The sequence below is a fragment of the Gordonia oryzae genome (assembly GCF_003797185.1).
Taxonomy (GTDB): Bacteria; Actinomycetota; Actinomycetes; order Mycobacteriales; family Mycobacteriaceae; genus Gordonia; species Gordonia oryzae.
In genome coordinates this window covers 383229-400790 of record NZ_RKMH01000002.1, presented here as the reverse complement: position 1 = coordinate 400790, position 17562 = coordinate 383229, and the positions used below count along the sequence as shown (strand labels likewise).

The window sequence follows — 17562 nt, the reverse complement described above, 5'->3', positions numbered from 1 at the left end:
TGACGCGGTTCATCCGCATCCTGTTGGACCGCAAAGATCGCGCGTCGATGCCGTGCGACTTGAGGTTCGCACCCCGACTGCGACCACCTGCTCGCCCACGACGTCGACAACACCCCGTTGTCGATGACGACCGTCGGCGGGCCGGAGAGGACTACTGCGACACGCGAGGTCACAAGTGGTGCCGGAGTCGGTGATCGAGGGCACCAAGATTCTCTCTCCGTCCGCGCAGGACACCAACTACACCCACACGTTGCAGGATCAGCTCACCGACATGATCGCCGAACGCGATCATCACACGGTTGCGCTGGTCGACTGCCCGTGGTGCCGTCGACGAACGCCGCTGACGCGGCAACCTGCGACACGGCACTGCCCAACCAGATGGATTGAGTACTCGACCTGTATCGCTGGATCAACATGCGCTATGCGGACCTGTGCCGAACTGAGCACTCGCTGCCGGCCCAGCGACGCGTCAGATGACCAGGAGGATCCGCACCACCGCAAAGATCAGCCACGCCGCCACGACCACCTTGGCCACCGGATTCCACAACAGCCAATCCAGTCGGGGTGGTCGGCGACGGGTCACCCGGCAGATCACCACGGTGATCGCGAGTACGAGGATCGCGGCAATCATCGGCAGCCCGAACGGGTGCGCGGCAACTGATTGCGCCCAGTCGCCGTGCACTCCGTACACCCAAGACCGCGTCAATCCGCATCCTGGGCAGGGCAGTCCGGTGACCAGACGGAACGGGCACAGGATCGGCCCGTGCTCGATTCCTGAGGGGCTCAACGCGCACGCCACACCGATACCGGCGACCCCCACGACGGCGGCGATCTCACTCGCCGCGGGTCGCGGAGTACGGGTGTCGGTGTGCGCGGTCACGTCAGTGTCCTGGTGCGGCGGTGCGATTCAGTCGGCCAGCGGCCGGCCGTCGGAGTCGGTCACCTTGCCGACGAGCATCATGATGCCGTCGATCAGCGGCCAGATCGCGCCGAAACCGCAGGTCAGCCACGTCACCGCGATCTGCGCGATCGCAATACCGACGTCACCGGTGTAAAAGCGACCGACACCGAAACCACCCAGGAATATCTGCAACAACCCTGCGGTGAGCTTGCTCTTGTCGGAAAACAAGCCAGGGATCTGTCCGGCTGGGAACGGGTTGGGCGCCTCGGCGGCGCGGATGTAAGTGCTGCTCTTGAGCTGTCCCGCGAGCGCCATGTGCTGCAGATCGGTGATACCGAGCGGCCCGCGCTCCTGGCCGAGGACGTTGACGTAGAACGTACCGCCCGCCGATTGCCCGAAACCGTAAGTGGGTGGTTGCTGGAAGCTCATGGGCAGCAATGGTAGGCGTTCGCCCCATCACTCGGCGAGGGCACGTCCGGCCGTCGATCGACCGGTCAGCGGACGCACGGCCGACGCGACGAGCACTCCTACCACGCCCCGCAGAAACGCCTTGGCAATGTCGAAGTAGTCGAAGTAGTCCCGCCACACCGTGATCTGGCCGTCGACCACTTCGAAACGCCCGCACACCCAGAACTGCACGTGCAATCGGCCGACACTGATCTGGTCGACTCGTTCGGTCAGCACGACGGTGTCGTCGGAGGACACGTTGACCATCCGGTAGTCGAAGCAGACCGGCGAGGAATCCATCGCACCGAAGATCCTGGTGACCGGCCTGCGCCCACGAATGGTCGCCAGGGACACATTCGTATAGACAACGGCGTCGGCGAGATCGAGGCAGGCGGTGTCGCTGTCACCACGCGCGAGCCCGTCGAGGAAGCCGGTGACGATGTCGATGGGAGTGCGTGAGGTCATGGCCGCCAGTATGCCCGGCTCCGTCAACGGCACAGGCGATCGCGCAGAAGCCGATCAGCGCGGCGCGATATGACATCGGCGCAGCTCATCGGCTAGTCTGTTCGGGTTGTCTCGGCGAGGGTGAGTGATCACCGTGATCGGCGCGACCATCGCACGTCTTCTGCGGTGCCCTTGTGCGCACCGACGCGGCCGTGGTGTGGGGCGCCGTCGCGCCGGGAAGCACCACTGACGACCGGCCGACCGGTCCCGCCACACGAGGAGAACGTCTCATGGCCACTCAAGCCAACGCTCTGACCGTCACCACCCGCACCGCCACGGGCAAGGGCGCCGCACGTCGCGCCCGCCGCGAGGGCCAGGTCCCCGCTGTGCTGTACGGCCACGGTTCCGACCCGCAGCACCTGAACCTCCCGGCCCGCGACTTCGCCGCGATCTTGCGCAACAACGGCATCAACGCCGTCATCGATCTCGATATCGAGGGCACCAAGCAGCTCGCCCTGACCAAGCAGGTCGACGTCCACCCGATCCGCAACCACATCGAGCACGCTGACCTGCTCGTGATCAAGCGCGGCGAGAAGGTCAGCGTCGAGGTCAACATCGTCGTCGAGGGTGACGCCGCTTCCGGCACCCTGGTCACCCAGGACGCCAACACCATCGAGATCGAGGCCGACGTGCTCTCGATCCCCGAGCAGATCGTTGTCGACGTCGAGGGCAAGGAAGCCGGCATCGCCATCCACGCCTCGGATCTCGTGCTGCCCGAGGGCGTCACGCTGGTCACCGACGCGGAGACCCTCATCGTCGCCGTGAACGAGGCCCCGAGCGCCGCCGACCTCGAGGCCGAGGCTGTCGACGCCGGCGCCGAGGTGCCCAGCGAGGAATCCGACGGCGGGTCCGAGTGACCCTGACACGTGAAACTCATCGTCGGACTGGGTAATCCGGGTCCGAAGTACGAGAAGACACGCCACAACATCGGCGCCATGGTCGCCGATCATCTGGTCACCTCCGCCGGTGGGCGGTATTCGGTGCACAAGCGCTCCGGCGCCGAGGTCGCATCGATACCTCTCGCCGGCGGTTCGGTGTTGGTGGCCAAGGCGCGGACCTACATGAACACCGTCGGTCGTCAGATCGGGCCGCTGGCCAAGTTCTATTCGGTCTCACCGGACGAGGTGATCGTGCTGCACGACGAACTCGACATCGACTTCGGTCTGGTCCGGCTCAAACGCGGCGGCGGCGAGGGCGGCCACAACGGTCTGCGGTCGGTGAGCCAGTCCGTCGGCACCCGCGACTACCTGCGGGTCCGGCTGGGAATCGGGCGGCCACCGGGACGCCAGGATCCGGCCGATTTCGTGCTGAAACCATTTCCGTCGGCCGCGCGTGCCGACGTCGATCTGCTGATCGAACACGGCGCCGACGCCGTCGAACTGCTGCTCTCGGCAGGTCTGGAGTCCGCGCAGAACACCGTGCACGCCTGGTGATCGCCGCGTCGGCGCCAAGGCGTGAGAACAGAAGCACATAGAATCTCTCCCGGCGCAACCCGAAGGGAACGACACGTGGCGAAACTCGCAGCGAACACCGGACACCGTAACGTCGCGATGCTGGGCATCGGCGCGTACCGGCCAAGGCGGCTGGTCAGCAACGACGAGGTGTGCGAGGTCCTCGACAGCACCGACGAATGGATCTATGAGCGCAGCGGTATTCGTAACCGCCGCTGGATCAGTGGCGACGAGAGCGCCCGCTCGATGGCCGCTGCCGCCGCCGAACGCGCCATCAGCAACTCCGGTGTGGCCAAGGAGGAGATCGGTGCGCTGATCCTGGCGACCAACAGCTGGAAGACCAAGATCCCGCACGGCGGCCCGATCGTCGCCTTCGACATCGGCCTCAACGGCATCCCCGCCTACGACATCGCCGCCGGCTGCGGCGGGTTCGGATACGCCCTGGGTGTCGCGGCCGATACGGTGCGGGCCGGGTCGGCGCGGTATGTGCTGGTGGTCGGGGTGGAGACGATGTCGGTGGTCATGGAACCCACCGACCGCAACACCGCCTTCATCTTCGGCGACGGCGCCGGCGCGGTGGTCGTCGGGCCGAGCGAGGACAACGGCATCTCCCCTACCGTGTGGGGTTCCGACGGTGAAAATGCCGAGGCCATCGGACAGAACTACGACATCCCCGCCTACATGGACCGCGCGCAGGAGTATCAGCACAAGGATCCCGAGAGCGACCCCGTCGGCCGGATGGTCGTCACGATGCAGGGCCCGCGCGTGTTCCGCTGGGCGGCGATCACCCTGCCCAAGGCGTTGGCCGCGGTCATCGAAACCTCCGGTGTGGGCATCGAGGACATCGAGGTGTTCATCCCCCATCAGGCGAACGCCCGCATCAACGAGCTCATGAAGAAGAACCTCGGATTCCCCGACGACCTCCCCATGGCCAACGACATCGAGAACACCGGCAACACCTCGGCGGCGTCGATTCCGCTGGCCATGGAGGAGATGCTCGCGACCGGCAAGGCCCGCGGCGGCCAGACCGCGATGCTGCTCGGTTTCGGTGCGGGGCTCTCCTACGCGGGCGCGATCGTCACTCTCCCACCGGCGCCGGCGATCACGAGCTTCGACGAGCTGGGCTGAGGCTTACCGCTGAACTGTTTCGTTCCCGCGTGGCGAATTCGTTGCGCGGGAACGAAATCGACGAGCGGAAGTGTCGTGAGCAGTCACGCGGCGACAACGCCGAGTGGCGCGAGTCTGCGATGCAACCGGGGAATGAACGCATCCCTTTCGAGGTCGTTCCAGGTCCAGCGGACAAACCGTGGTCCGGTGTCGCGAATCTCGTCCTCGCGCAACTTCTCTCGGATCCCCGCATCGGCAATCGATTCACCGGGCATGCACAGACGACCGCACTTGATCAGGCCGTCGTACTCGCCGACCACCAGCCACTCCTCATCGACATCGGTGACGTAGGTCGATCCGGAGGCGGCCCGGATGCGATGCTGCTGTCGGGGCGCCGGATACCGGGCGTCGATGACCTGCGCGCAACTCCACGACTCCCCGACACTTTCGGCCTGCCCCGTCGCCGAGGTCAACGCGAACCGAACCACCTCCGGGTAAACCGGTGGTGACGTGCACTCGCGCGAGGTCGGGTTTGAGCAGCGGGAGTCCGAGCATCGCCGCCGCTGACGAGTGACTCAGCGGCAACCGACGTGCGATCTCCGAGGGGGCGACCGCGATTGCCTTGAGCCGGTGCAACTTCTGGGCGCCTTCATGCCCGTCGAAATCCGCACTGGGTTCGACGTTGACGCCCGGAATGAGTGAAATCAACTGGCCTGCTTTCACGTCGCGGGCGCGGCAACTGTCCGAAATGCCGCGCCGCAGAGCGGCATCCCTACGAATGAGCCCGTAGCGGTCATGTGGATATGCAGTCATGTACGGTTCGACGCAGTCGGCGTCGGTGCGGTTCCCTTCGACACCGAGTTGAGGCTCGCGCTGGTCGTTTTACCTCCCGAGCAACGAACTCGGCGCGCAGGAGGGAAATCGACGCGCGGGAGTCACCGAGCGATGGGCTATCGGCTATGGTCTTCGGCGTGACGACGCCTGCGGAACCGCCGCAACACCCCGCTCTGCCCAACCAACCGGCGACCAACCAACCGGCGACCGACCAACCGACTGGCGGATATCCACAGCCCGAGTATCCCGCCACCGGATTTCCACAGCCCGGATTTCCACATCCCCATCTTGAGCCGGGATACGCCGGACCTGGCGGCCCGGGGCCGGGATATCCGGCGCAGGTCTACCAAACACCGGCACACCAGGCGCCGGGCTACCCGTGGCCCGCACCCCCGGCCCCTGACGGTCCCACGCTCACCGGATCTTCGGGCCGTACCTGGCTGTGGGTCGCACTGGGGTCGGTGGCGTTCGTCGTCGTCATCGCAATCGCGGCGGTGATCGTCGTCGCCGGATCGGACGGCGGCAGCGATTCCGCCACGGCCGCACTGGCTCCCGGCGACGATACCGTGCACGCAGAGGAGATCGAGTCCATCCCGCGCCCATCATCAAACGACGTGGCCTCGATGCCCGCCGAGCCGTCGGCGAAGTGGTCGGCCGGCGCCGCCGTGCCCGGATGGTGGGGCGCGAGCGCAACTGCACTGGTCCTCGGGAGCGCGGAGCGGTCACCCTCGGTGACCGTGGTCGACTCGGCCACCGGACGTACGCGATTCCGTCAGGAGGTGCCACCGGGCCGATTCGTCGACCTGTGCGGTGCCACCGACACCCGAATCGCCTGTACCACAGCAGCATCGGAGACAGCGCCAGAAACCCTCCTGGTACTCGACGCGCACTCCGGCACCCGTATCGCCGACACCCCGCTACCGTGGCAGCCGAGCGCCGTTCAGGGTGTGCACGCCGTCGGTGATCGCTTCGTCGTGACCTATGGCTCGTCCACCTCACCGGGAGCGGTGATCGCCACCGACACCAACGGCACGGTGACTTGGTCGGGTCAGGGCTCGGGCGTCGCCGCCGACCAGCCGGTTATCGTACAAGCCGACTCCCCGTTACCGAATACTAATGAGGTGTCGCTGCTGCGCGCTTCCGACGGCAAACAGATCGTCTCGCTGAGCCGATCGTCCATCCCGCGATTTCCCGCGGTCCCCTTCACCGTCTATCAGGGCGGTGTGGCCGTGATCAATCCTCAGGGCACCGGCACCGACTTCTACTCGGTCGACGGCACCAAGACAGCGTCGTTGCAGGGTTGGGCACCGGCAGCGCAGAACGACGACTCCGGATCACCTGCACCTGCGGCCCCTGTGCTGGGACGCATCGCGGCCGACATCGGCAAGACCTCGCACATCATCGGCGCGGCCAACCCACGGACCGGCCATATCATCTGGCGCCGAACAGGTTCGGAGTTCAACGGGGTGCGGCTGTCGGCCGTGATGGTCGGGGATCTGTTGGGCGCACGCCTCGGCCTTGGCGGCCATTCGTCGCAACCGAGCACCGACGACGGCAACCCTCACCCGGACGGCCCACTGCAACTGTTCGATCCGTTGACCGGAGCCGTCCGCTCGGTACCCGTCGCGATCGGTCCCACCCAGTCGACAACCGACGTCCTCAGCACCGACGGGAAACGTCTGATCACAAGTCGAGGACCCACCCTGACCGCCTACGACCTCGCCACCGGAGCACAGGCGTGGCAGTTTCAGAGCGACGGACAGACGCTGCGCAGCGCTGGTTCCTTGATCTTCGGTACGGGCGGTCCAGACGGCGTCTCGTCGATCGGCCCATGACCGGGGAATCTCCGCTTGAGGTCTCGGGACGAGAGTGACCTACGACGCCGCGCCGGCACCGTCAGGCATTCTCCTTCCGGAACACCGATGTCCCCCACCAGGTCCCGAGTGCCGCGAGCACCGCCGCGGCGAGCACCGACCACAGCACCGCCATCGTCGCGATGTCACCGCCGAAGGTGTCGCGGACGCCGTCGACGATCCAGCGGAAGGGCATGAAGTCGCTGAGCCGCTGCAACCAGGCCGGACCGAGGGTCATCGGCAGCAAAATGCCCGACAGCAGCAGCACCGGCATCAACACCATGTTGATCACCGGAGCCATCACGTCTTCACTCTTGGTGGTGAGCGCCAACGCATTCGACGCCGCCGCACAGGCCCCGCCGATGAGCAGAGTGATCACGATGCCGACGATCACCCCGATCACCGAGCCGCGCATCCCCATCGCCCAGCCGAGCAGCACCAGGATCAGCGCCTGCACGAACAGTTGCAGGAGGTCTCGCATCAACCGGCCCGCGAGCAACGCGGTACGGCTCGCCGGAGTCACCCGCTCGGCCTCGATGACACCTTCGCGCCATTCGCCGATGAGGCTGAATCCGGCGAACATCGCCCCAAACATGCCGAGCTGCACGAGCAGGCCGGGAACCAGGAAGGTATACGGATTGTCTGTGCCACCGGGGAATTGGGCCACCAGAGGTGAGAGCAGCGGTCCGAACAACACGAGATAGAGCACCGGCTGCAGGACCCCGATCACCACCCATGCGGGATTGCGCAGGTTCATCCGGATCTGGCGGCGGAACACGATGTGGGATTCGCGCAGGAAAGTCATCGCAGTACTCCTTCGTTCTCGATCTCGGTCTCCGCAGCGTTGTCCGTCGTGGCTTCGGCGTCGCGCAAGGATCTGCCGGTGATGGTGAGGAAGACATCGTCGAGGGTTGGTCGGATGATCTCGATGGAATCCAATTCGATGGATTCCGAGGTCAATTCACGGAGCAACGACGGGACATGACGGCCGGCGTGCTGCACCCGACCGCGAACGTGGCGGTCGAGGGTCTCCACCGAACCCGCAATGACCGCCAGTTTGGCGGCCGCGGTGGACACCTGCGCGGCATTGGAGATCTCGAGGTCGACGAGATCACCGGACACCCGGGACTTGAGGTTGTCGGCGGTGTCGGCCGCCACGATCCGGCCGTTGTCGATGATGAGGATGCGATCAGAGAGTTCGTCGGCCTCGTCGAGGTAGTGGGTCGTCAAGAAGATCGTCGCCCCGTGATCGGTACGCAGCCGCCGAATGTGGTCCCACAGATTGGCCCGGGCCTGCGGGTCGAGACCGGTGGTCGGCTCGTCGAGGAAGACCAGGGTCGGGTCGTGAACGAGTCCCATGGCAATGTCGAGGCGTCGCTTCTGGCCGCCGGACATGTTCTTGGGCATACGTTCCCAGAGTCCGTCGAGTTGGAGCTGCTCGAAGAGCGCGTGGCCGCGTCGGGTGGCGTCGGCGCGCGACATGCCGTACAGCATGCCGTGATCGACGACCTCGTCCCCGGCCTGCGCTTGACTGAACGTTCCGCCGGCCTGTGACACGTAGCCAATGCTCCGCCGCACCATCACCGCGTCACGCACCACGTCGTAGCCGTTGACTGTCGCGGTGCCCGCGGTGGGCCGCAGCAGTGTGGTCAGCATTCGTAGCGTCGTCGTCTTCCCGGCACCATTGGGTCCGAGGAAGCCGACGACCTCTCCCTCGGCGATGTCGAGGTCGACCCCGTCGACAGCGCGCACCTCTCGTTTCTGTTTACCGCGTCCGGTGTGGAAGGTCTGCACGAGACCTCGTGCATGGATCATGGATTCCCTCTCTCGACTCTGGTGACCATTCTCAGGGCGGTCATCTGTCTTGTCGTTGGTTCTTCCCGATTTCCGACGCGCCACATGTGTTGACCCGCCCACCGACGAGAATTCACCGAATCGCGGACAGCCACCGTCCGTGATTCCGCGACATCCGAGACGAACGACCGACGACCCGGCCGAACACGTCTACTTCCCAGTAGCGACGACATGTGAGACCGTCTATGGCGAGTCGCATAGCGGAAGGAACCCACTAATGACCGTGATCGCCGACAAGACCGGTGTGAACAACATCGGGATGCTCGGAATCGGCGCGTACCGCCCCGAGCGCGTCGTGACCAACGACGAGATCTGCGAGAACATCGATTCCTCCGACGAGTGGATCTACACCCGCACCGGCATCAGAACCCGCCGATTCGCGCGGCGCGACGAGGACGTCACCCAGATGTCGGTCGCGGCCGGCCGCACGGCGATCGCCAACGCGCTGCTGTCGGGGTCCGACATCGACGCGGTGATCCTCGCGACCAACACCCACCTACTACTGACGCCGGCCGGCGCGACCAAGGTCGCCACCGAGCTCGGCTGCAACGGTGTCCCGGCCTTCGACGTAACCGTCGGATGCGCCGGTTTCGGCTACGCGATGGCGCTGGCGTCGGACATGGTGCGCGGCGGCAGTGCCACCCACGTGCTGGTCATCGGCGCCGAGCAGTTGTCGGTGACGCTGGACATGACCGACCGCGGCAACTGCTTCATCTTCGGTGACGGCGCCGGTGCCGTGGTCGTTGGACCGACCGCCGACCAGCAGCTCGGCCCGGTCGTCTGGGGTAGCGACGGCTCACAGTACGACGCGATCCGCCAGGACATCGATTGGGTCACCTTCCTCGACGGCGATCGCGTTCAGCGCCCCTATGTGCGACTTCAGGGCACCGCCGTGTTCCGGTGGGCCGCGTTCGAGATGGGCAAGGCCGCCCAGCGCGCCCTCGAGGCCGCCAAGATCGGCACCGAGGACCTCGACGTCTTTGTTCCGCATCAGGCGAACTCACGGATCAACGAGCTGCTCGCCAAGAGCTTGCACCTGCCCGAGCGCACCGTTGTCGCCAACGACATCGAGTACACCGGCAACACCTCGGCGGCGTCGATCCCGCTCGCGATGGAGGATCTGCTGTCTACCGGCAAGGCCAAGCCCGGCGACACCGCGCTGCTGCTCGGATTCGGAGCAGGCCTGAGCTATGCGGCCCAGGTCGTCAAGATGCCGCCGGTGCCGTTCGAGTAGTCGGGGCGGTCCGGGCTCGTGGGTTTGGGACCCCGCGGACCGGCCCGATAGCCTCAACAGGTGAGTTCTTCCGTTGCCGACGAGGTCCGCCGGCGTCGTACCTTCGCCATCATCTCCCACCCGGACGCCGGTAAGTCGACCATGACCGAGGCGCTGGCTCTGCATGCCCGCATGATCAGCGAGGCCGGCGCCATCCACGGCAAGGCCGGCCGCAAATCGACCGTGTCGGACTGGATGGAGATGGAGAAGGCGCGCGGCATCTCGGTCAGCTCGACCGCGTTGCAGTTCAACTATCTGCCCGCCATCGCCGGACCCGACGAGGAACCCGCCGTCATCAACCTCGTCGACACCCCCGGTCACGCCGACTTCTCCGAGGACACTTATCGGGTACTGACTGCGGTCGACGCGGCGGTCATGCTCATCGACGCCGCCAAGGGGCTCGAGCCGCAGACCCTCAAACTCTTCCAGGTGTGTCGCCATCGCGGTATACCGGTGATCACCGTCATCAACAAGTGGGACCGGCCGGGCCGCACGCCGCTGGAACTGATCGACGAGATCAGTGAACGCATCGGCCTGCTACCGACACCGCTGTTCTTTCCCGTCGGCATCGCAGGCGACTTCCGCGGATTGCTCGATCGCCGGACGGGCCGCTACATCCGTTTCACCCGCACGGCCGGTGGCGCCACCATCGCACCCGAGGAGCTGATGGAGCCCGATGCCGCGCGCGAGCGCGAGGAGCAGGCGTGGACCGAGGCTGTCGAGGAGAGTGAGTTACTCACCGAGATGGGGCAGGATCACGATCAGGAACTCTTCCTCGGCGGGCAGACCTCACCGATGATCTTCGCCTCGGCGATGCTGAATTTCGGTGTGCGCCAACTACTCGAGACCCTCGTCGAGCTGGCGCCGCCGCCGATCGCGCGCACTGGTATCGACGGCGAGGTCCGCGAGCCCACCGACCCGTTCAGCGCTGTGGTGTTCAAGGTGCAGGCCGGCATGGATTCGAGTCACCGGGATCGATTGGCGTTCATGCGGATCGTGTCCGGCGAGTTCGAACGCGGCATGGTCGTCACGCACGCGCAGACCGGAAAACCGTTCGCCACCAAGTACGCGCAGGCGGTCTTCGGCCGTGATCGCTCGACCGTCGACACCGCCTTTCCCGGCGACGTCGTGGGACTGGTCAACGCGACCGCCCTGGCACCCGGCGACACACTGTATGACGACCCGCGCATTCAGTTCCCGCCCATCCCGTCGTTTGCGCCCGAGCACTTCTCGTCGTTGCGTGCCACCACCGCCGACAAGTACAAGCAGTTCCGCAAGGGCATGGACCAGCTCGACAGTGAAGGCGTCGTGCAGGTGTTGCGCAACGAGTTGCGCGGCGACGCCGCACCGGTTCTCGCCGCTGTCGGTCCGATGCAGTTCGAGGTCGTCACCGCCCGCATGAAGGCCGAGTACAACGTCGAGACCGTCATCGAACCGCTCGGCTATACGCTGGCGCGACGCACCGACGCCGACAGCGCCGACGAGCTCAACCGTCAGCGCGGCGTCGAGGTGTTCACCCGGAGCAGCGACGGGGTGCTCCTCGCACTGTTCAGCGACAAGTGGCGCCTGCAGTACATCGAGAAGGAACACCCCGACCTCCTTCTGGAACCGCTTGTCGCGGCCGCTGATTGACAGGTCACGGTGACCGTCTCTCGTCGGTGGGGCACACTGTGGGGGCTGGCCGGTTACGCAAGAATCTGCGGCTGTGACACTCGACGACTCCCAGCAGGATGTCGGCGTCGTCGGTGCAACATCAGTCGCTCTGGCTCGATCCGGGCGAGTGCGCACGGACGCCACCGACGGGTGCGATCGATCTCGTCGCCTACGATAGTCGATTCACCTGGAGCCGCGTGCTTGTCGCGGTCAGCCCGTTCGGGGGAACCGGACGCTGCTACTCTTTTGCGAAGTCGGGCAACGCAAGCCCCGAGGTCCCGCCGGACTCGTTGCTCTTCACCTTTTCCGGTCCGGGTACCGACGGCGCCCAGTTGGGGTTCCTTGCAGGCGATCTCACCGGCGGCGGACCACCCCCGGTCGCCGGCACACCGACTCCCGGTCCGCTGACCGGCCCGATCACCGCTCTCGTCGGAGTCTCCGTGGACGGGGTTTACCGCTCCTCAGCCACCTGCCGGCTGACCGTGACCGCCATGTCGTCCCCCCTTGCCGCCGGACACTTCACCTGCCCCGAAGCCACTGTGTTGACCGCAAATCCGTTCTCCCCCAATGATGAGGGCCCTTTTGAAGATTCGTCGGCACCGGCGATGCCGTCGGACTCGGACACCGCAACCCTCTCCGGCTGGTTCGAGCTGACCCCGTAGCTCCTCCCCCGGTGGTCACACCTCCCTCCTCCCGACGATCGCGCCACCCACCTCGCCACGGTCGCGCCACCCACCTCCCACGGTCGCAACACCCCCCACGATCGACACCCCGACGATCGCAACCCTGCCCCCGATGGTCGAGGTGCGAGCCGCGTGCAGCGAGCCTCGAGACCCGGCGAGACAACAAGCCCCCCAACCACATCGAAACCGAAACGAGCAAAAGCCGCACCCCTACCACACCCCACCGACAGGAAACTGACGCCGAAACACGTTGTCCACAAGCAGAATTGACCACACTGCCCCTTGCGTCGAACACCCTGGCGAGGTACACTGGAACCATCACACCGATCAGCCACCGGGGAGGGGCCCATGATCGAATCCACAGTCCTTGACACCGAATCCGTTGACGCCGAAGCAGTCTTCACCGCCATCGTCACCCAGCTCAGCGACCTGAGATGGAATCCGGGCATGACCGGACCCCAAGCCTTCGGTGCGATGAAACAAGTCCTGTTGTTGCGGAACCTGGTTGATCACCACGCCACCACCCTCACCGGCGAACTGGACCGACTGGGCGTCGCCGACCACAAAACCACCCGGCTACGAGAACTGTTGATCAGCATGGGCTTCGCGCCCTCGGTCGCAGGTCGGTATGTGCGGATGGCCGGCACCAGCGACATTGATCTGTTGTTGGCGCATGCTGCGGACGGGTCCATCTCGTCGGAACACACTGATGCCATCGTCCGCGGGTTGGCGCACATCGACACCCGATGCCCCGAACCTTTGGACACCGTCCAACGGTGTGAGTTTCTGCGGAAACTGCTGTCGCACTATTTCGCGGGATTCACTCCCGCCGAGATCAACCTCTACGCACGGCAGTTGGGTAACGAGCTCGCCGCGGAGACTCCGGGTGGGTTACCGGCCGCCGAGGACAAGAACATCAACTCCTACACCGACCGCATCACCGACGACGGCCGGTTGGAAATCTCGGCGAACCTCGACATCGTCGCCGGGGAAAAGACACGCACGTTGATGGAGACCTTGTCGGCGCCGAAGCCTCAGCCGGATGGGTCGCCGGATCCGCGAACACCCGAACAAATCTGTGCCGCCGCATTCGAAACCATCGTCGAACTCGCGGCACAAGGTTTGGCGGACACCACCTTCTCAGCGAAACCGACCAACGGCCTGTTGTGGACGTGGTCGGCGGACAACCCGGCACTCGGCGGGGACCTGCAGAACATGGGTGCCACCACTGAAGCCACCGCGAAAATGTTGTCGTGCGACACCACCATCACCAAGATCATCCTCGACCCCAACGGTGTACCGCTCAGTGTTGGTGAAGAGAAACGCTTCTTCACCCCCGGACAACGGAAAGCGTTGTTGGTCCGTGACCGTGGATGTATCAAATGCGGTGCCCACGCCGGACGCTGCCAAGGACACCACGTGCAGCACTGGGCCGATGGTGGTCCCACCGCCCTCGACAACGGCTGCCTACTGTGCACCAGCTGCCACGACGATGTGCACCACCACGGATGGGACATCATCATGGGATTCGACCGACACCCCTGGCTCATCCCACCCGCCAGCGTGGATCCGCAACGCCGACCGATACCGTCGTATCACCGACGCACCATGCGACTCGACGACGCAGCAGCCTGATTCCCGCCCCCGGCCTCGCCGGAGCGGATCTGATCTTTGAGAACTCCATAGCGAAACCCGCCCGATGGTCGAGGTATCGTTCCCGGGGCCCGGAATCCTTTTGGCACAAGGGGTCTCGAGACTCGTCGCTGGCGCGCCGTGCACCTCGACCACCGGGATGGGACGTCCGTCGGGCGGGAAAAGCGCAACCACCCTTCGGTGGCATCGCCTTCCCCGATGGTCGAGGTGCGAGCCGCGTGCGGCGAGCCTCGAGACCACCTGCAGCAGAGCTGGAACCAGGCCACCATATCCCGAATACTGAACAAGACAACAGTTCCCGGGGCAAACTACCGATCCGAGGTGTCACACACCGACGATGCGGGAGACCTCTGCGGGATCGACGTCGTCGATCCCGGCGGGGACGAAGGCAGGAGTTCGGTCCTTGTCGACCAATACCGCTCGCACACCTTCGGCGAAATCGTGGGTTGCGGTGATCCTTTCGGCAGAGTGCAGTTCGCGCTCCAGGCATTCGTCGAGCATCGCGGTAGCGCCGAGTTCGAGCAGTCGTGCGGTGACCCAGAGACTTGTCGGCGATGCGTGGCCGAGGAGGTCGAGCATCTGCGCGGCCCACTCGTCGCCGACCGCACCGCGGAGTCCCCCTACGATCCCTGCGACATTCGTGTCGGAGAAGTACTCACCGATCTGCTCCACGGGCAGCGGGGGGTGGTCGGTGTGCTTTTCCGGTGAGGGCACCAAGATCTCGCCGAGTGGTGCGCCGGAACGGATTCGGTCGGCAACGCCGCCGAGTTCCGCGGACGGCACGAAATGCGTCGCCAGACCCACCGACAACGCCTGCGCACCGTGGACCCGAGCGCCGGTGAGCGCCAACCACATCCCGACGCCCTGCGGCAGCCGGGGCAGGAAGTAGGTGGATCCGATGTCGGGAAAGAAGCCGATCGCGGTCTCAGGCATCGCGATCATCGCCTTCTCGGTGACCACCCGGATCTCTCCGTGCACGCTGATGCCCAGACCGCCGCCCATGGCGGCACCGTCGATCAGCGCGATATGCGCCTTGGGGTACTCGGCGATCAACTGATTGAGCCGGTATTCGTGGGAGAAGTAGCGGGTGATCGACTCGGTATCGCCGGCGAGAGCGCTGTCACGGATCGCACGGATGTCGCCGCCTGCGCAGAAGGCGCGGTCGGTACCCGAGGTCAGCATTACGGTGTCGATGCCGTCATCGTCGGCCCAGCGCAACAGCACGTCATACATGTCGTCGACCATCGACTGGTCGAGCGCGTTGAGGGCCTTGGGCCGGTCGAGGACGATCTCGCCGACCCCGTTGGCAACATTGGTGCGGATGTACGACATGACGTTCACGCTAGCGTGTTGGCTCTCCGTCGGTCACCTGCCTCTGCCTGCGACGTCGTCTCGGCCAGGGCCGCACGCGTCGCTGCCTGCACCGCCTCGGGGACGGTCGGCGCGAACCGTATCTGCAGGGCGCACGACGGTGAGGGCGGCAGCGATGTGACCTCACGCAACCCCTCGGGTGGTCGGCTGACCACGGGTAACAGCACCACACCGAGTCCCGCGCGCACCGCGGCGGTGACGCCGGCGAGGTCGGCCGACTCGACGATGATCGCAAAATCGATCCGCGCCTGCCGAAGGATGTCGAGGGCCACACCTCGGGTCGAACACGGTTCGTCGAACACCACCAGCGGCAGTGGCTTGCCGGGCTCGACGACGAGGTCCGGAGCCCCGAACCAGCGCATCGCGACGCGGGGGCCCAGCAGTTCGGTCGTGGGGCCGACCGGTTCGTGGTACACCGCGACGTCGACGTCGCCGTTATCGATGGCCGCGATGACCCGACGACTGCGGTCGAGACGAAAGGTGACCGCATGCCCGGGGCACTGCTTCCGCAGAATTTGCGAGAGAAACGGTAGTGACCAGTCCGCGCCGTGCTCGGTCGTCGCCACCGTCAGCGTCGGAGTGACCGAACGAATGTTCAAGCGCCGCACCGCATCGTCGTGTGCGGCAAGGATGCTGCGCGCTTCGGCGAGCATCGCTTCCCCGTCCGCGGTGAACCGGGTGATCCGCCCCTCACGCTCGACGAGCGTGAGTCCGGTCACGGTTTCGAGTCGCCGGACATGCTGACTGACCGCGGACTGGGTGAGATGCAGCGCCGTCGCCGCGCGGTGAAAGCCACCGCAGGTGGCCACTGCGACGAGGCTGCGCAGCGGGGTGATGTCGAGAACCGTGTTGGCCATGCCACCCAGCCTACGGCGATCACGATTCATGATCAATCACGATTACTGATCATTATTGGACGACGCGTATGGTCGCCGCGCACGCTGGAGCACATGAGATCCCTCCCCTACCCGCCGCGGCATTCATCCTGTTGTGGGCCTTCGGCTATCCACTCGGCGCGCTCGGTGTGTCCGCGATGTCGCCGATGGCGCTGCTGACCATCCGATTCGCGGGATCCGCGGCAGCCCTCGGCATCATCGCCGTCGTGACCCGCCGGGCCTTCCCCCGCGGACGGCAGCTCGGCCACGTCGCAGTCGTCGGATTGCTGACCCAGTTCCTCCAATTCGGCTGCGCCTATCTCGCATTGCAACTCGGGGTGCCCGCCGTCATCGTCGCACTGGTCATTGCCTTGAACCCGGTGGCCACCGCGACACTCGCATGGCCTGTGCTCGGTCAACGCCTCGGCTCGCGGCAATGGATCGGCATCGCGGTCGGCACGGCCGCAGTACTGGCCGCGTGCCTGCCCCGGGTGATAGCCGACGCTTCGACGATGGGCATCGCCGTGAGCCTGACCTTGCTCGCACTGACCGGTGTCGCGCTCGGCGGCATCTATCTGCAGCGCTTCTGCGGTGGAGTCGATCTCGTCGCCGGCAATGCCGTTCAGCTGGTTGTGGCCCTGATTCCCACCGCCGCAATCACTCTCGCGACTCCCCAGTCGATCACCGACCCACTCCGGGCCGCCTGGGTGCTGCCGACGATGATCATCGCCTCGTCGATGATCGCCACCACCCTGTTTCCTCAGACTGGTCAACACCGCCGGTGCCGCGGCCACGTCGATGTTGTTCACACTCATCGGGTCTGTGTCGGCACTGCTGGCGTGGGGTCTGCTCGGCCAACGCCCCGATCTCGGGATCGTCATCGGACTCGTCCTGGGCGCAGCGTCGTTGGTGATCGTGCGACGCCCGGGCGCCTCGCCCCGGACCATCGAGCCTGCGGCCACCGCAGTGCCGGGAACATCCGGCGAACAAAAACGGTTGACACACTCGCCCGGGGGCGCGCTATCGTGAACGCGCACCCCTGGTGCACGCCAGCCAGCTGATTCACCTCGAGGAGTGATCCGCCAGTCATGAACATCTGAGGT

17 protein-coding genes are annotated in these 17562 nt (G+C 65.7%); 9 read left to right on the top strand and 8 right to left on the bottom strand.

The annotated features are described in order from the left end of the window. Positions 1–469 precede the first annotated feature (469 nt). The 3 genes from EF294_RS04080 to EF294_RS04070 are packed head-to-tail and all read right to left on the bottom strand — an operon-like array spanning position 470 to position 1813. Positions 470–880, bottom strand: a complete 411-nt coding sequence (locus EF294_RS04080; protein ID WP_123925857.1) for a DUF2752 domain-containing protein — start codon at positions 878–880, stop codon at positions 470–472. 27 nt (positions 881–907) lie between these two features. After that, on the bottom strand, positions 908–1330 hold the full coding sequence (locus EF294_RS04075) for a TM2 domain-containing protein (protein WP_123925854.1): 423 nt from the start codon (positions 1328–1330) through the stop codon (positions 908–910). Positions 1331–1357: 27 nt separating this feature from the next. Continuing rightward, positions 1358–1813 (bottom strand): limonene-1,2-epoxide hydrolase family protein, encoded by a 456-nt coding sequence (locus EF294_RS04070; RefSeq protein ID WP_123925852.1) that lies wholly within the window; start codon positions 1811–1813, stop codon positions 1358–1360. 269 nt (positions 1814–2082) lie between these two features. Between EF294_RS04070 and EF294_RS04065 the strand changes: the two genes are divergently transcribed. The 3 genes from EF294_RS04065 (at position 2083) to EF294_RS04055 (ending at position 4431) form a co-directional block, all read left to right on the top strand. Further along, positions 2083–2709 carry a 50S ribosomal protein L25/general stress protein Ctc gene (locus EF294_RS04065; protein WP_123925850.1) on the top strand — a complete coding sequence of 209 codons (627 nt, stop codon included), beginning with the start codon at positions 2083–2085 and terminating at the stop codon, positions 2707–2709. 9 nt (positions 2710–2718) lie between these two features. Continuing rightward, the gene (gene pth, locus EF294_RS04060; RefSeq protein WP_123925848.1) at positions 2719–3285 is read left to right on the top strand and encodes an aminoacyl-tRNA hydrolase; all 567 of its coding nucleotides are present in this window, start codon (positions 2719–2721) and stop codon (positions 3283–3285) included. A gap of 75 nt (positions 3286–3360) precedes the next feature. Continuing rightward, a complete protein-coding gene (locus EF294_RS04055) occupies positions 3361–4431 on the top strand; it encodes a beta-ketoacyl-ACP synthase 3 (protein ID WP_123925846.1) in 1071 nt (356 codons plus the stop codon). A gap of 83 nt (positions 4432–4514) precedes the next feature. On the opposite strand, the gene EF294_RS04050 is transcribed toward EF294_RS04055, so the two are convergent. Then, positions 4515–4883: a hypothetical protein gene (locus tag EF294_RS04050; protein WP_246007660.1), complete on the bottom strand. Its 369-nt coding sequence runs from the start codon at positions 4881–4883 to the stop codon at positions 4515–4517. Between the two features lie 498 nt (positions 4884–5381). Here EF294_RS04050 and EF294_RS04045 point away from each other — a divergent pair, with 498 nt between their 5' ends. Beyond that, on the top strand, positions 5382–7079 hold the full coding sequence (locus tag EF294_RS04045) for a PQQ-binding-like beta-propeller repeat protein (protein ID WP_246007659.1): 1698 nt from the start codon (positions 5382–5384) through the stop codon (positions 7077–7079). A 61-nt stretch (positions 7080–7140) separates the two neighbouring features. Here EF294_RS04045 and EF294_RS04040 read toward each other — a convergent pair whose 3' ends face one another. Then, a complete protein-coding gene (locus EF294_RS04040; RefSeq protein ID WP_123925844.1) occupies positions 7141–7902 on the bottom strand; it encodes an ABC transporter permease in 762 nt (253 codons plus the stop codon). Beyond that, a complete protein-coding gene (locus EF294_RS04035; protein ID WP_123925842.1) occupies positions 7899–8912 on the bottom strand; it encodes an ATP-binding cassette domain-containing protein in 1014 nt (337 codons plus the stop codon). The genes EF294_RS04040 and EF294_RS04035 overlap by 4 nt, the downstream gene beginning before the upstream one ends. Positions 8913–9168: 256 nt before the next feature. On the opposite strand from EF294_RS04035, the gene EF294_RS04030 reads away from it, so the two are divergent. From EF294_RS04030 to EF294_RS04010, 4 genes are all read left to right on the top strand, one after another. Beyond that, entirely contained in the window at positions 9169–10185 is a 1017-nt protein-coding gene (locus EF294_RS04030) for a beta-ketoacyl-ACP synthase III (RefSeq protein WP_123925840.1), read from the top strand. Between the two features lie 60 nt (positions 10186–10245). After that, positions 10246–11856 (top strand): peptide chain release factor 3, encoded by a 1611-nt coding sequence (locus EF294_RS04025; protein ID WP_123925837.1) that lies wholly within the window; start codon positions 10246–10248, stop codon positions 11854–11856. A gap of 113 nt (positions 11857–11969) precedes the next feature. Continuing rightward, complete coding sequence (locus EF294_RS04020) at positions 11970–12539, top strand: hypothetical protein (RefSeq protein ID WP_246007658.1); 570 nt, start codon at positions 11970–11972, stop codon at positions 12537–12539. Between the two features lie 369 nt (positions 12540–12908). Further along, positions 12909–14195 (top strand): HNH endonuclease, encoded by a 1287-nt coding sequence (locus tag EF294_RS04010; protein WP_123925831.1) that lies wholly within the window; start codon positions 12909–12911, stop codon positions 14193–14195. A 342-nt stretch (positions 14196–14537) separates the two neighbouring features. Here EF294_RS04010 and EF294_RS04005 read toward each other — a convergent pair whose 3' ends face one another. After that, positions 14538–15545, bottom strand: coding sequence for an enoyl-CoA hydratase/isomerase family protein (locus tag EF294_RS04005; RefSeq protein ID WP_123925829.1), 1008 nt, complete (start codon positions 15543–15545; stop codon positions 14538–14540). 5 nt (positions 15546–15550) lie between these two features. Further along, positions 15551–16441 carry a LysR family transcriptional regulator gene (locus EF294_RS04000; protein WP_123925827.1) on the bottom strand — a complete coding sequence of 297 codons (891 nt, stop codon included), beginning with the start codon at positions 16439–16441 and terminating at the stop codon, positions 15551–15553. Between the two features lie 68 nt (positions 16442–16509). Between EF294_RS04000 and EF294_RS03995 the strand changes: the two genes are divergently transcribed. Further along, positions 16510–17520, top strand: a complete 1011-nt coding sequence (locus EF294_RS03995; RefSeq protein ID WP_246007657.1) for a DMT family transporter — start codon at positions 16510–16512, stop codon at positions 17518–17520. Positions 17521–17562 lie beyond the last annotated feature (42 nt).